Below are 12,753 nucleotides of genomic sequence, written 5' to 3'. Positions count from 1 at the left end.
AGTCTGCCGCCGACAGTGCACTTAGGAAGTCCTGTTGGGTGGCAAACTGCCAAATCCTGGACGCCGGCAGCGCAAAGTGGCAGCGTAACGGGCATGGCGGAATCCGGAGTCAACCCCACGGCGGCGGCCCTGCTCGGGCTGCTCCACGAGGGTCCCATGACAGGCGGCCAGTTGATGGCCGCCGCAGAGCGCCGGCTGGCGCCGTACTGGTCGATGACCCGCAGTCAGGTCTACCGCGAGTTGCCGGTGCTGGCCGAGCGGGGTTACGTGCGGCTCGGCAAGCCGGGCCCACGAATGAGTCAGCCGTACGCGCTCACCGCCAGCGGGAAACGGACGTTTTCCCGCTGGCTGGCGGAGAACCCGGGGCGGGACACCATCCGCAACCCGATCGCGCTCCGGATGGCCTTCGGCAACCTGCACTCGTCCAGCCAGCTCAAGAGCCTGTACGCCTCGGCCAACGAATACCACACCGAGGCCCTCGCCCAGGTACGCGAACAGGTCAAGAACGCCAAACGGGACGGCGAGACGTACGACGCCAGCGCGCTGGAGTTCGCCGTCGCCTACCACCGGGCGGCCCTGTCGTGGCTGAAGTCCGCCCCCGTCGGGTGATCTCCTGCGGCTTCGCCGACACGGAACGAGCTGTGCTGCTCCCGGCACGGAACCGATTTGGCGCCGACCTGCGGGGCTCGCAAGCTCACTCCTCGTCCGCGCAGTACGCTTGTCTGTCGTGACCGCTGCCGATTACGCCGAACAGCTCAAGGAACTCGACGCGACCCTGCGCAACATCGAGGCCGTCCTCAATCTGGACCGGCTGCACGAGGACAAGGCCCGCCTGGAGCAGGAGGCGTCCGCCCCCGACCTGTGGGACGACCAGGCCAAGGCGCAGCAGGTGACCTCTCAGCTGTCGTACGTCAACGGCGAGATCAGCAAGCTGGGCAGTCTGCGCTCCCAGCTCGACGACGCCCGGGTGCTGCTGGAGTTGGCCGAGGCCGAGTCCGACCCCGGCGTGCTGACCGAGGTCGAGGCGGAGATCACCGGCCTGACCAAATCCATCCAGGAGATGGAGGTCCGCACCCTGCTCTCCGGCGAGTACGACTCCCGGGAGGCGCTGGTCGCCATCCGGGCCGGTGCCGGTGGCGTGGACGCGGCGGACTTCGCCGAGATGCTGCTGCGGATGTACCTGCGCTGGGCCGAGCGGCACGGCTACCCGACCGAGGTCTACGAGACCTCGTACGCCGAGGAGGCGGGCCTGAAGTCGGCCACCTTCGCGGTCAAGGTGCCCTACGCGTACGGCACCCTCAGTGTCGAGTCGGGCACCCATCGGCTGGTCCGGATCAGTCCGTTCGACAACCAGGGCCGCCGGCAGACCAGCTTCGCGGGCGTGGAGGTGCTGCCGGTGACCGAGCAGACCGACCACATCGACATCCCGGAGAACGAGGTACGCGTCGACGTCTACCGTTCCTCCGGCCCCGGTGGGCAGAGCGTCAACACCACCGACTCGGCGGTCCGGCTCACCCACATCCCGACCGGCATCGTGGTGACCTGCCAGAACGAGAAGTCCCAGCTGCAGAACAAGGCCTCCGCGCTGCGGGTGCTCCAGGCCCGGCTGCTGGAGCGCAAGCGCCAGGAGGAGCAGGCCAAGCTGGAGGGCCTGAAGGAGAACGCGGCCGGGTCGTGGGGCGACCAGATGCGCTCCTACGTCCTGCACCCGTATCAGATGGTGAAGGATCTCCGAACCGAGCAGGAGACCGGCAATCCGAGCGCTGTCTTCGACGGCGAGTTGGACGGTTTCATCGAAGCTGGTATCCGTTGGCGTAAGCAGCGGCAGCTCGCCGGCGACGGTGCGTGACGGCTCGCGGGCGGAGCGCTTCGTCGATCTCCAGGTGAGGGCCTGATTCGACGACGCGCGCCGCTTCTGCGGGGCGTGGGGCTTGGCTCAGTTGTTACACCGCGTAGACTCACCACCCGTGATTCAGCTTGAGCAAGTGACGAAGACGTACCCGAAGGCGTCCCGGCCTTCGCTCGACAACGTGTCCGTCTCGATCGAGAAGGGCGAGTTCGTCTTCTTCATCGGTCCATCCGGCTCCGGCAAGTCCACAATCATCAAGATGCTGCTGCACGAGGTCACCCCCAACAAGGGGCGGGTCGTCGTCAACAGCAAGGACGTCACGTCGATGCGCTCCTGGAAGCGACCCCACTTCCGGCGTTCGATCGGCTGCGTCTTCCAGGACTTCCGGCTGCTGCCGAACCGCACCGCGTACGAGAACGTGGCGTTCGCCCTTGAGGTGATCGGCAAGACCAAGGCGGTTGCCCGCCGGGTCGTGCCGGAGGTGCTGGAGCTGGTCGGGCTCGGTGGCAAGGAGCATCGCTACCCGCACGAGCTCTCCGGTGGTGAGCAGCAGCGGGTCGCCGTCGCCCGGGCGTTCGTGAACCGTCCGCTGATCCTGCTGGCGGACGAGCCCACCGGAAACCTGGACCCGGACACCTCGATCGAGATCATGCGCCTCCTGGACCGGATCAACCGCACCGGCACGACCGTCGTGATGGTCACCCACGACTCCAACATCGTGAACCAGATGCGTCGCCGCGTCATCGAGATCGAGAGCGGTCGCATCGTGCGTGACCAGGCCCGCGGCGTCTACGGGTGAGCCGGCGCTCCACCCCTCTCGCAGCCTGACGACGAACACCTCATGCCGGAGACCCGGAGGAAATCCCGATGCGCGTGAAATACGTCCTGTCCGAGGTACTGGTCGGACTGTGGCGCAACGTGACCATGACCATCGCGATGATCATCACGATGGCGGTCTCGCTGACCATGCTTGGCGCCAGCGGTCTCATGTACCGCCAGGTTGACGACATGAAGGACCTCTACTACAAGAACATCGAGGTCTCGATCTTCCTGAGTCAGGAGGTGAGCGAGCAACAGCGCACCGACCTGGACGGCAAGCTGAAGAACGACCCCCTGGTCAAGGAGGTCATCTACGTCAACAAGGACGAGGCGTACAAGAAGTTCCAGGAGATGTACCAGGACGCGCCGGACCTGGTCAACGCGGTCAAGCCGGACCAGCTGCCGGAGTCGTTCCGGCTCAAGCTGAAGAACCCGGAGCAGTACAAGAACATCTACGACCAGTACAAGGACACCGAGGGTGTCGACGAGATCGTCGACCAGAGTCGACTGCTGGACAAGATCTTCGACGTCCTCACCGCGATCCAGAACATCGCCCTGGCCGCCGCGATCGTGATGGCCATCGCCGCACTGCTCCTGGTGGCCAACACCATCCAGGTCGCCGCGTACAGCAAGCGGCGTGAGGTGGCGGTCATGAAGCTGGTCGGCGCATCCAACTGGTTCATCCAGGCGCCGTTCGTGCTGGAGGCCGTGGTGGCCGGCCTGATCGGCTCACTGCTCGGCCTGGTGGCCCTCGTCGCGGCGAAGTATCTGCTCTTCGACGGGTCACTCAAGGCGTTGCAGGGCCTGCTGTCGCCGATCAGCTGGGGCGACATCCTGTTCATCTTCCCGCTGATGGCCGGCGTCGGTGGCCTCGTCAGCGCCGCCACCGCCTGGATCACCCTGCGCTTCTACCTGCGGGTCTAGGCAGCGTACGGGTCGTCCCGTCGTCACTCGGGGACCCTCCCGCAGCCGGAAATAAACGGCGCGGGAGGGTCCTTGTCATTCGGGTAGCATGATCGGTTGTCCGGCCGGGGTGAGCTCGGCGACGGACGTTTTCCGGGAGAGGGGGTGGCGCCGATGCCACGGGAAAAGGGGCGCAAGGTGGTCGCCTCCAACAAGAAGGCACGCCACGACTACTCGATCCTCGACACGTACGAGGCGGGCATGGCGCTGACCGGCACCGAGGTCAAGTCGCTGCGGGCCGGGCGGGCGTCGCTCGTCGACGCGTTCGCGCAGGAACGTGACGGCGAGTTGTATCTGCACTCGATGCACATCCCGGAGTACACCCAGGGCACGTGGACCAATCACGAGCCCCGGCGTACGCGCAAGCTGCTGCTCAACCGGGGCGAGATCGACAAGCTGCTCGGCAAGACCCGCGAGGGCGGTTACACGATCGTCCCGTTGCAGGTCTACTTCTCGGACGGCTGGGCCAAGGTCGAGATCGCCCTGGCCAAGGGCAAGAAGTCGTACGACAAGCGTCAGGACCTCGCCAAGCGCGACGCGGACCGGGAGATCGCCCGGGTGTCCGGTCGACGTGGCAAGGGGATGGACGACTGATTCATCCTGTTTGTCCGGGTCGGTGGGTCGGCCCGGGGCTCGGGATGAAAGCTGTTGCGCCAGGCGTTAGTCTTGTCAGTGCCGCCACATCGGCGGCCTGTCGAGGGGGTGACTGGTTTCGACTTCGTACGCAGCGACAGGGGAAGCGAGCCGAGGAAGCCGACGTCGTCTCGAGAATCGGTCGTCGGAACTTTATAAGCGCCAATAACAATCGCGCTGACTTCGCTCTCGCCGCCTGAGGCGAGTAGCTAAGTCTGTCGGTCTGGGAACGCCTTCGTCCCAGTAGCCGGCATCAGCTAGGAGGCTGGCCAATCGGACCCGGTCGCGGGGTCCGTGCGGCGAGATCAATCAGCGACTGGGCCCGTCACACCAACTTGCTCGCGTGAGCGGTGGGGCCGAGTAGAGGCACAGCGAGCTGCGCTCGGAGAAGCCCTGACAAACCGGCGAAGGACCCGGGTTCGATTCCCGGCACCTCCACCACCTCGAAGCGATGCGCCCCGGCCCACCGGCCGGGGCGCATCGTCGTATCCGCCGACGCCACCGAGCGAGGCAGGGTGAATGATCCACTCCACCTCGCCGATGTGGCGGTATCCGACCGTCCTGACACGCCCACATCCGCGACCTGGAGTGGATCACCGGGGGCGGCGGACCGCATCGACACCGACGCCCGGGCACCGCGGGCGGGGCGCCGCCGCCTACGCTGCCGCTGTGACGAACCAGCAGCTGCGCCTGTCGGTCGGCGCGTCGGCCGGCCAGCGCACCGTCGCGGTGGTGACCGGGGTCCTCGTCGCGGCGATCGGCGCGGCGTTCGTGCTGGTGCCCCTGCTCGCCGGCGGGCTGCTGCGCCGCCTCACCGGCCCGGGAGACGGGTTCGCTTCCTACGAGGAGGCCCGCGACCTGCCGCCCGGAATGCTGCCGCCCGCGCTGCGCGAGTCCACGAGCGGCTCGGGAGGGGCCGGACCGTTCCTCGGGCTGTGCGGGCTGCCGTTCGTCCTGCTCGGCGTCTACCTGGTGCTGCGGGTGCTGCGTACGGCCGCGTGGCTGGACGGCAGCCGGGTGCGGGTGCGGGGCGCCATCCGCAGTCGTACCGTCGATCTCGCCATCGCCCACGTCGACTCCCGTCCCGCCGGGCAGTTGGGGGCCGACCCGTCGGCTCGTGCGGGTCGATCGCCGGGGATCGTCGTCACCGATCGGGCCAGTGGGCATCGCGTCACCATCCCGCTGCAGGGGATGGGCCTGCCCGTCCTGCCGCCGTCCGAGCTGCGCGCGCTCGCCGACGCGTTCGCGGCGAGCCGACCCGGCGCGGAGCCCAGCGACGAGGCCCGCGCCGTCGCCGCCGACCTGCGTCGTCTGGCGAGCGCCTGAGCGGCCCGCTGACGGCGGTGCCCGGCGTGCGGGTGAGGCGCAGGCCAACAGCTGTTACCAGTGGGACGGATGAGCAGCAGACGCCTCTGGACAGGGCGAACGGGCGGGTTCACCATCACGGTATGGGATAGCAGCCCGCGCGGGAGGTGCCATGGTCACCGGTGGAATCCAGCAGCCGTCAGTCACCGCGTGGCCGTCCGCCGCCCGCACGTATCCGGCCGGGCTCCCCGGTGAGCCGGGGCCCGCCGGGCTCGCCGGCGACCTGCACGCCCTGGCCCGTGCCGTGGCGGTCGCCACGACCGAGCCGAGCTGGCGCGAGACCGTGCTGCTTCGCCTGCGCCCGGTCGGGCAGGGCTTCGCCGAGCACGTCCGGGTCACCGAAGGGCCGGCCGGGCTCTATCGGGAGCTGCTCACCCACTCGCCCCGCCTCGACCACGGCATCCGGCTGCTGACCCGGGAGCACGGCGCGATAGTCGCCGCGATCCTGGCCGTGCAGCGGGTCGCCGAGCGGTCCGAGGCCGGCCCGGACGAACTGCGCCGCCGGACGGGGCACCTGCTGCGGACCCTCGCGCGGCACCGGCGCCGAGGTGCCAATCTGCTCTGGCAGGCGTACCAGACGGATCTGGGCGGCGAGACCTGAGCCGAGGCGGGAACCCACCTGGCGGCGGTCCCGTCGAACCTGGCATGCGTCGACCGGTTCTGCTGCTCGTACTTCCGCTGCTGTCCATGGTGGGCTGCGCCGCGACCGGCGCGACGCCCGCCGCCGGGCCCACCACGACGGCGCACAGCGCCTTCGACCAGCGGGCCAGCGCGGTCGCCGCGGCGTGGCGGCCCGGCCCCGGCTGGCGTGACGGCTACGTCCCCCTGCAGGGGCCGACGGTGCTCACCGGCGACCCGCGCTTCACGCCCGACACCGAGACGGCCTTCCGGGCCGGCTGGTACCGCGCCCAGGTCGCCATCCCACCCACCCGCGTCGGTGCCGAGATCCGGTTCCCGGACGGGCGGTTGACCCTGCCGCTGGTCAGCGCGGCCGAGGCGTACCGGCAGCTCGACCGGGGTGACCCGCTGCCCTGCCCCGGACGGCCGAAGCGGCCCGGTCTGCCGACTCCCGGCGGTCCCACAGTCGAACCCGGACCGGACGGCTGGGCGACCAGCACGACGGAGACAGCCTGCCTTCCGCTGACCGTCACCGGGGTGACCCTCGGCGCCGTCCCGGTCCGCACGAGTCGCGGTGAGGCGCAGGTGCCGGCCTGGCTGTTCACGGTGGAGGAGCTGGCCACCCCGGTCGCCCAGCTCGCCGTCGCGCCGACGGCCGTCACGCCCGTCCCCTCGGCGCCCACGCCGACCCAGCCCCTGCCGGAGGGTCTGGTGGCCGCCCAGGACATGGTGGCGGTGGACGGCGCTCGGTTGACCGTCCGGCTCGGCGTCGGCGCCTGCGACACCGACATCACCCCGGTGGTGTCGGAACGGCCGGACGTGGTCGTGGTCGGCGGCGCCGTCACCCGGGCCACCGGCGTGTGCACCGACGTGCTCAAGCTGGAGCCGGTCACCGTCACCCTGACCGCCCCGCTGGGGGCGCGGCCGGTGCTGGACGTCTTCACCGGCGCCCCGCTGACGATCGCCGCCCGGTGACGGGCCGCTGACCGCCCGCGCGGGCTCGGTCAGAGGATCGTGGGCACGTCGGTGCTGATCGGCACCGGCAGCACCGTGGGTCCGTCGGCGCGCAGGCCGGCGGCGAGGGCGGCGCCGAGCTGGTCGGGGGTCCGCACCACCTCGGTGGCGCAGCCGTAGCCGGCCGCGATGGCGGTGACGTCCAGCCCCGGCAGGTCCAGGCCGGGCACCCCGGGAGTGTTCTTCAGCTCGGCGAACGCCTTGAGGATCGCGTACTGCTGATTGACCGGGACGACGACCACCACGGGCAGTGCCAGGCGCGCGGCGGTCCACAGCGCCTGCACCGAGTAGTGGAACGAGCCGTCGCCGATCACCGCCACCACCGGCCGGCGACGCCCGGTGTCCCGCTCGGCCAGCGCCACCCCGATCGCGGCCGGTAGGCCGTAGCCGAGTCCGCCGCTGGCCATCGTGAAGTACGACGCCGGCCGGGTGATGCGCAGGTGGCGGCGCAGTGCGGACAGGTTGGACGGTGACTCCTGGACCAGTACGCCGTCGGCCGGCCAGTGCGCGGCCAGCGCGGCGAACATCGCGTCGGCGCTCAGCGGAACGGTGACCTCCGGGGGCTGCGGAGCGGCGCGCGGCGTCGGCGGTTGCCGGTCGGCGGCCGGAAGCCTGTCGAGCAGCGCGGCGAGGGTCAGCCCGGGGTCGCCGAGCAGGCTGTCCCCGACCGGAGCGCGGGCGGCCTCGTCCGGGTCGTCCGTGACGTGCAGCAGGCGGGCGCCCTCGGGCAGGTGGTCGCCCGGGACGTGCGGGTAGTAGCGGAACACCGGGGCACCGACGACCAGGACGGTGTCGTGCCCCTGCAACGCTTCGGCCAGCGGCCTGATGGCGAACGGCAGGACCCCGCGGAACTGCGGGTGATCCTCCGGGAACACGGCCCGTTCCGGTGCGGGGGCCGACCAGACCGGTGCGGCCAGCCGCTCGGCCAGGGCGACGGCCGCCGGCCAGCTGCCGGAGCGGTCCACGCCGGGCCCGAACACCAGCACCGGATTGCGGCTCTCGGCCAGCACCCGCGCGAACATGTCCAACCGCTGCGGATCCGGCCCGAAGCGGGTCGCCACCGAGCGCGACGCGGGAGGCGCCTCGGCGGGCTGCGCCCAGTCGTCCATCGGCAGCGAGAGGAAGACGGGCCCGGCGGGCGGCTGCACGGCTGTCGCGTACGCCCGCAGCAGCGCCGCCGGGATGTCCTGCGCGCGGACCGGCTCGTAGCTCCACTTGACGTACGGTTCGGGCAGCTCTACCGCCCGTCGGTTGGTCAGCCGGGGCTCCAGCAGCAGCATCTCCCGGGTCTGCTGGCCGGCGGTGACGATCAGTGGCGTCTTGTTGTGCCAGGCGGTGACCAGGTTGCCCATACCGTTGCCCATTCCCGGGGCGGTGTGCAGGTTGACGTGCGCGGGCCTGCCCGCCGCCTGGGCGTACCCGTCGGCCATCGCCACCGCCGTGGCCTCCTGCAACGCGTGCACGTAGTGGAAGTCGGCCGGGAAGTCCTGCAGGAACGGTTCCTCGGTGGAGCCGGGGTTGCCGAAGACGGTGGTCATGCCGAGGGTGCGGAGCACGTCGTACGTCGCGTCCCGGACCGTTGCCATCGTCACCTGCCTCCGTGTCGCGCGCAGGGGCGACCGTGGCCGCCCTCCCGATCAGCCGAATCTATCGGGATGTGACGGACCTTTCGGGCGTTTCCCGGCCGTCAGCGGTCCGGCTCACCCACCGGGCCTCGTGCGGCGCAGGTCAGGGCAGCGCGAAGGGCAGTGTGATTCCGTCCAGCGCCCGGCCGCACGCGCAGTCCTGCTCGGCGGGCAGCGCCGCCACCGCGTCCAGCAGCACGTCCCGCAGGCGCTCGGTGTTGGCCGCGAAGACCCGGAACACCTCGTCCTGGGTCACCGACTCGCCCGCCTGCACCCCGGCGTCCAGGTCGGTGATCAACGCGATGGACGAGTAGCAGAGCGCCATCTCCCGGGCGAGCACCGCCTCCGGGTGACCAGTCATGTTCACGACAGTGCCGCCGATCGAAGCGAACCAGCGGGACTCGGCACGGGTGGAGAACCGTGGACCCTCGACCACCACCACCGTCCCGCCGTCCACCGCCGTGACGTCCCGGGACGCCGCCGCGGCGAGCAGCGCGTGCCGGCCCCGCGGGCAGTACGGGTCGGCGAACGGCACGTGCACCGCGCCCTCGTCGTAGTAGGTCTGCACGCGCCCGCTGGTGCGGTCGATGAGCTGGTCCGGCACCACGAACGTGCCCGGCCCCAGCTCCGGACGCAGCCCACCGACAGCGCACGGCGCCAACACCTGGCGTACGCCGAGGGACCGCAGTGCCCACATGTTGGCCCGGTACGGGATCCGGTGCGGCGGGTACCGGTGGTCGGAACCGTGCCGGGGCAGGAACGCGACCCGCCGCCCGGCCACCTCCGCAATGGTCACCGCGTCCGAGGGCGGACCGTAAGGGGTGCCCAGCTCATGCGGGGTGCCGTCGAGGAGGGCGTACAGGCCGGAGCCGCCGATCACTGCGAGGTCCGCCGTCGGTGCCATGGAACCTCCGTCGCAACTGTCCGATCACCCGCCGGTCAGACCTTAGCCAGCACCGGGGACGCAGGCTATGGTGCCAGGCATGGCGTTGACAGCGCGGCTGATCCCGATGCACCGTGCGGGTCCGGCGAATGACGGGTCCCCGGCGCGGGCTCACGGCTGACGGGTAGGTGAGATGCAGGGAGAGGGCCAGGCGATCGGCGGACGAGCGATGGAGTCGATGACCGGGCGGCTGCTGGTCGCGACTCCGGCGCTCAAAGACCCGAACTTCGACCGTACGGTGGTGCTGCTGGTCGCCCACGAGCCGGGTGGCGCGCTCGGCGTGGTCCTGAACCGGGCGACCGAGGTGCCGGTCGCCGAGGTGCTGGGTGACTGGAGTGACCTGGCCCGCCACCCCGCGGTGCTCTTCGAGGGCGGCCCGGTGCAGCCCGACTCGGCGATCTGCCTGGCCCGGATGCGGCAACCGCTGCGCCGGCTCAAGGGCTTTCACCAGGTCTCCGGCGCGGTCGGCACGATCGACCTCTCGGTCGACCCGGAGAAGCTGCGCGAGAGCATCGGCGGCATCCGGGTCTTCGCCGGCTACTCCGGCTGGGGCAGCGGGCAGTTGGAGCAGGAGATCGCCGACGGGTCCTGGTTCCTGCTGGACGCTCTGCCCGGCGACGCCTTCGTCGACCGCCCCGACGACCTGTGGCCGATGGTGCTGCGGCGGCAGGGCGGCATGATGGCCGCCGTCGCCCACTTCCCGCCGGACGTGGCCCTCAACTGACCCGGCCGGGCGGGACCCCGCGAGATGACCATGCCGGCCGGTCTGTGTATAGTTTCCCAGTGCCCGGGCGACCGGGACGACAGCAAGGGGCCGTGGCGCAGCTGGTAGCGCACCACACTGGCAGTGTGGGGGTCAGGGGTTCGAGTCCCCTCGGCTCCACCCTTGCGAAACGCCCTGGCGGGGATCATTCCCTGCCAGGGCGTTCTGCTGTGCCGACTCGTCTACTGGCTGAAGCGCATCCGGATGTCGTACTCGTAGGTGCTCTTCTGCCAGATCACCGAGAAGCGGCCCGTCGGGCTGGACGCGGGCTGCGCGAAGCGCCCGTCCGGGGAGAGGATCTCGGCCGCGCCGAACGCGCCGTTCGGCCCGATCGTCCTGGCCTGCACCCGTGTGGTCGAGAAGTCCGGGCTGGGCGAGTTCCACGTGACCAGGCCGTCACCGTCGTCGTCCAGGGCGACCTTCGGCCAGTCGCCGACACCGAGCCTGGTCACCGCGCCGAGGGCGCCGGTGCTGGAGATCGTGCGACCGAACACCTGGGTGCCCTCCGGGGTCCAGCGGCCCCAGGTCAGCACCGCGTCGCCGTCCAGGTCGGCGGCCAGTTCGTCGTGCAGGGTCAGCTCGTGGGTGGCCGGCGACACGCTGATGACGCTGCCCAGCGTGTCGGTGTGGCTGTAGTGGCGCACCCGCAGGCGAGGAGGCGCACCCGCCTTCGACAGGCGGTAACTGATCACCGCGTCCCCGTCGCGGTCCAGGGCGACCGAGACGCTGCCGTACCGGATGTCGGTGGCCGCCCCGGCGATCGCGCGCGGGGCGGACACACCCTCCGGGCGGACCCGCCGCGCGACCACGCGCTCGTAGTTCTCGGTCCAGGCGACGAGGGCCGTTCCGGTGCGGTCCATGGCCACGACGGGCTGGTCGGCGCCCACGCCGAGGGTCAGCTCCGGCCCGAGGGAGCTGTCCGCGGCGAAGTACCGAGCCTTCGTGATGAACCCGCCGTCGCGGATCTCGGTCCAGGTGACCAGCGCCTGACCCGTGGGGTCCACCGCGACAGCCGGACTGCTCGCGCTCCAGGTCGCGATCGTCTGCAGCGGACCCGGTTCGCCCGTCGCGGACACCCGGCGGCCCACCACGAGGCTGTCCTGCGTCCACACCACTGCGGAGTCGCCGTCGTCGTCGGAGGCGATCTTGGGCCAGGACGCCACGGCGCCGCGCGGCGAGAGGGTCTGGATCGGGCCCCACACGCCGTCGGCGGAGACGGTCTGCGTCTTGACCTGGTCGTAGCAGCCGCTCGCGCTGCTGTCGCACCCCGCCCAGGCGAGCAGCGAGTCACCGTCGCGGTCGACCGCGACGAAGGGCTGGTCCTGCCCGCTCCAGCCGGCCTCGGACACCACCCGGACCGGGGTCCAACTGGCGGCCCGCGCAGGTGCCGGAACGGTGGCCAGCACCGCCAACGCGCCCACCGCGCCGGCCACGAACCTGCGCGTACGCCGTCGGGTCGCTGACCTGTCTTCTCCGTGCACCGTCGCCCCCTGCAATCGATGAACATGCTCAGTCCAGGGCATGATCGCATCGACCGGGCCGTACCGCTCGCCGGTCGGGCCGCGGTGTGCGGGGCCTGCGGCCATCGCGACCACCGGGGCCCGTCGAGGGGTGCCGTGCAAATCTTTTTCCGGCTGCGGTAAATGAATCACCGTGCTCATGCGTGTGCCAGGTGTGGAGCAAGAACGGAAGGACTTCGCGGACTTCTACCAGCGCTGCCGGGACAACTGCCTGCGTGCCGTACTGGCCAGTACGGGTGATCGTGCGCTGGCGGAGGACCTGGTCGCCGAGGCGTTCGCGCGGGCCTGGGCCTCCTGGCGGAAGGTGAGTCGGCATCCGGCACCAACGGCGTGGGTGGTGCGCACCGCCCTCAACGTCCGGGTGTCCTGGTGGCGGCGTCGTCGGCGCGAGGTCGCCTTCGACGGCCACGACCTGCCCCGGCCGGATGACGACGTTCACGACGTCGACCAGGCGATGCTGAGCGCCATTCGCCAGCTACCGAAGCGGCAACGCGAGGTGATCGTTTTGCGGGTCTGGCTTGACCTGGACACCAACACCGTGGCCCACGAACTGGGCATCTCACCGCGGACCGTAGCGGTCCACCTGTCTCGCGCCACAGCGGCCCTGCGGGCGCAATTCGTGCCCGTGACCAGTTAGGACT

13 protein-coding genes, 1 tRNA gene and 1 other RNA gene are annotated in these 12,753 nt (G+C 70.7%); 12 read left to right on the top strand and 3 right to left on the bottom strand.

The genetic code is table 11. The features are described from left to right. Nucleotides 1–93 precede the first annotated feature (93 nt). The 9 genes from ACLQ27_RS17440 (at nucleotide 94) to ACLQ27_RS17400 (ending at nucleotide 7,222) form a co-directional block, all read left to right on the top strand. Nucleotides 94–609 (top strand): PadR family transcriptional regulator, encoded by a 516-nt coding sequence (locus tag ACLQ27_RS17440; protein ID WP_007455856.1) that lies wholly within the window; start codon nucleotides 94–96, stop codon nucleotides 607–609. 118 nt (nucleotides 610–727) lie between these two features. Beyond that, nucleotides 728–1,849, top strand: a complete 1,122-nt coding sequence (gene prfB, locus ACLQ27_RS17435) for a peptide chain release factor 2 (RefSeq protein ID WP_234583091.1) — start codon at nucleotides 728–730, stop codon at nucleotides 1,847–1,849. A 118-nt stretch (nucleotides 1,850–1,967) separates the two neighbouring features. Then, on the top strand, nucleotides 1,968–2,648 hold the full coding sequence (gene ftsE / locus ACLQ27_RS17430) for a cell division ATP-binding protein FtsE (protein WP_161687384.1): 681 nt from the start codon (nucleotides 1,968–1,970) through the stop codon (nucleotides 2,646–2,648). A 68-nt stretch (nucleotides 2,649–2,716) separates the two neighbouring features. Continuing rightward, the gene (ftsX, locus tag ACLQ27_RS17425; protein ID WP_234583090.1) at nucleotides 2,717–3,592 is read left to right on the top strand and encodes a permease-like cell division protein FtsX; all 876 of its coding nucleotides are present in this window, start codon (nucleotides 2,717–2,719) and stop codon (nucleotides 3,590–3,592) included. A 153-nt stretch (nucleotides 3,593–3,745) separates the two neighbouring features. Beyond that, nucleotides 3,746–4,225, top strand: coding sequence for an SsrA-binding protein SmpB (smpB, locus tag ACLQ27_RS17420; protein ID WP_357493826.1), 480 nt, complete (start codon nucleotides 3,746–3,748; stop codon nucleotides 4,223–4,225). A gap of 104 nt (nucleotides 4,226–4,329) precedes the next feature. Further along, nucleotides 4,330–4,705, top strand: a transfer-messenger RNA (tmRNA) gene (ssrA, locus tag ACLQ27_RS17415). Between the two features lie 228 nt (nucleotides 4,706–4,933). Continuing rightward, complete coding sequence (locus tag ACLQ27_RS17410; RefSeq protein ID WP_357573261.1) at nucleotides 4,934–5,590, top strand: hypothetical protein; 657 nt, start codon at nucleotides 4,934–4,936, stop codon at nucleotides 5,588–5,590. A 151-nt stretch (nucleotides 5,591–5,741) separates the two neighbouring features. After that, nucleotides 5,742–6,230 (top strand): hypothetical protein, encoded by a 489-nt coding sequence (locus ACLQ27_RS17405; RefSeq protein ID WP_425867619.1) that lies wholly within the window; start codon nucleotides 5,742–5,744, stop codon nucleotides 6,228–6,230. 44 nt (nucleotides 6,231–6,274) lie between these two features. Next, nucleotides 6,275–7,222, top strand: coding sequence for a hypothetical protein (locus tag ACLQ27_RS17400; RefSeq protein ID WP_357493832.1), 948 nt, complete (start codon nucleotides 6,275–6,277; stop codon nucleotides 7,220–7,222). A gap of 29 nt (nucleotides 7,223–7,251) precedes the next feature. Here the strand turns inward: ACLQ27_RS17400 and mdlC are convergent, their stop codons facing one another. Then, nucleotides 7,252–8,847, bottom strand: a complete 1,596-nt coding sequence (mdlC, locus tag ACLQ27_RS17395) for a benzoylformate decarboxylase (RefSeq protein ID WP_425867617.1) — start codon at nucleotides 8,845–8,847, stop codon at nucleotides 7,252–7,254. A gap of 142 nt (nucleotides 8,848–8,989) precedes the next feature. Beyond that, entirely contained in the window at nucleotides 8,990–9,790 is an 801-nt protein-coding gene (locus ACLQ27_RS17390) for an S-methyl-5'-thioadenosine phosphorylase (protein WP_234583084.1), read from the bottom strand. Nucleotides 9,791–9,962: 172 nt separating this feature from the next. Here ACLQ27_RS17390 and ACLQ27_RS17385 point away from each other — a divergent pair, with 172 nt between their 5' ends. After that, the gene (locus ACLQ27_RS17385) at nucleotides 9,963–10,553 is read left to right on the top strand and encodes a YqgE/AlgH family protein (RefSeq protein ID WP_234583082.1); all 591 of its coding nucleotides are present in this window, start codon (nucleotides 9,963–9,965) and stop codon (nucleotides 10,551–10,553) included. A gap of 86 nt (nucleotides 10,554–10,639) precedes the next feature. Continuing rightward, nucleotides 10,640–10,712: transfer RNA gene (locus ACLQ27_RS17380), tRNA-Ala, on the top strand. 62 nt (nucleotides 10,713–10,774) lie between these two features. Here the strand turns inward: ACLQ27_RS17380 and ACLQ27_RS17375 are convergent. Continuing rightward, nucleotides 10,775–12,025: a hypothetical protein gene (locus ACLQ27_RS17375; RefSeq protein WP_425867615.1), complete on the bottom strand. Its 1,251-nt coding sequence runs from the start codon at nucleotides 12,023–12,025 to the stop codon at nucleotides 10,775–10,777. Between the two features lie 241 nt (nucleotides 12,026–12,266). On the opposite strand from ACLQ27_RS17375, the gene ACLQ27_RS17370 reads away from it, so the two are divergent. Beyond that, complete coding sequence (locus ACLQ27_RS17370; RefSeq protein ID WP_234583080.1) at nucleotides 12,267–12,749, top strand: RNA polymerase sigma factor; 483 nt, start codon at nucleotides 12,267–12,269, stop codon at nucleotides 12,747–12,749. Nucleotides 12,750–12,753: the final 4 nt, after the last annotated feature.

Origin of the sequence: Micromonospora sp. DT63 (genome assembly GCF_049841615.1) — a bacterium.
Classification (GTDB): domain Bacteria; phylum Actinomycetota; class Actinomycetes; order Mycobacteriales; family Micromonosporaceae; genus Micromonospora.
This window is presented reverse-complemented; position numbering and strand designations above follow the sequence as displayed.

What these genes read in the sequence shown, in the direction of transcription:
- smpB (WP_357493826.1), top strand. Translation starts at nt 3,746, where the DNA reads ATGCCACGGGAAAAGGGGCGCAAGGTGGTCGCCTCCAACAAGAAGGCA.
- ACLQ27_RS17400 (WP_357493832.1), top strand. Translation starts at nt 6,275, where the DNA reads ATGCGTCGACCGGTTCTGCTGCTCGTACTTCCGCTGCTGTCCATGGTG.
- ACLQ27_RS17390 (WP_234583084.1), bottom strand. Translation starts at nt 9,790, where the DNA reads ATGGCACCGACGGCGGACCTCGCAGTGATCGGCGGCTCCGGCCTGTAC.
- ACLQ27_RS17405 (WP_425867619.1), top strand. Translation starts at nt 5,742, where the DNA reads ATGGTCACCGGTGGAATCCAGCAGCCGTCAGTCACCGCGTGGCCGTCC.
- ACLQ27_RS17385 (WP_234583082.1), top strand. Translation starts at nt 9,963, where the DNA reads ATGCAGGGAGAGGGCCAGGCGATCGGCGGACGAGCGATGGAGTCGATG.
- ftsX (WP_234583090.1), top strand. Translation starts at nt 2,717, where the DNA reads ATGCGCGTGAAATACGTCCTGTCCGAGGTACTGGTCGGACTGTGGCGC.
- ACLQ27_RS17440 (WP_007455856.1), top strand. Translation starts at nt 94, where the DNA reads ATGGCGGAATCCGGAGTCAACCCCACGGCGGCGGCCCTGCTCGGGCTG.
- mdlC (WP_425867617.1), bottom strand. Translation starts at nt 8,847, where the DNA reads ATGGCAACGGTCCGGGACGCGACGTACGACGTGCTCCGCACCCTCGGC.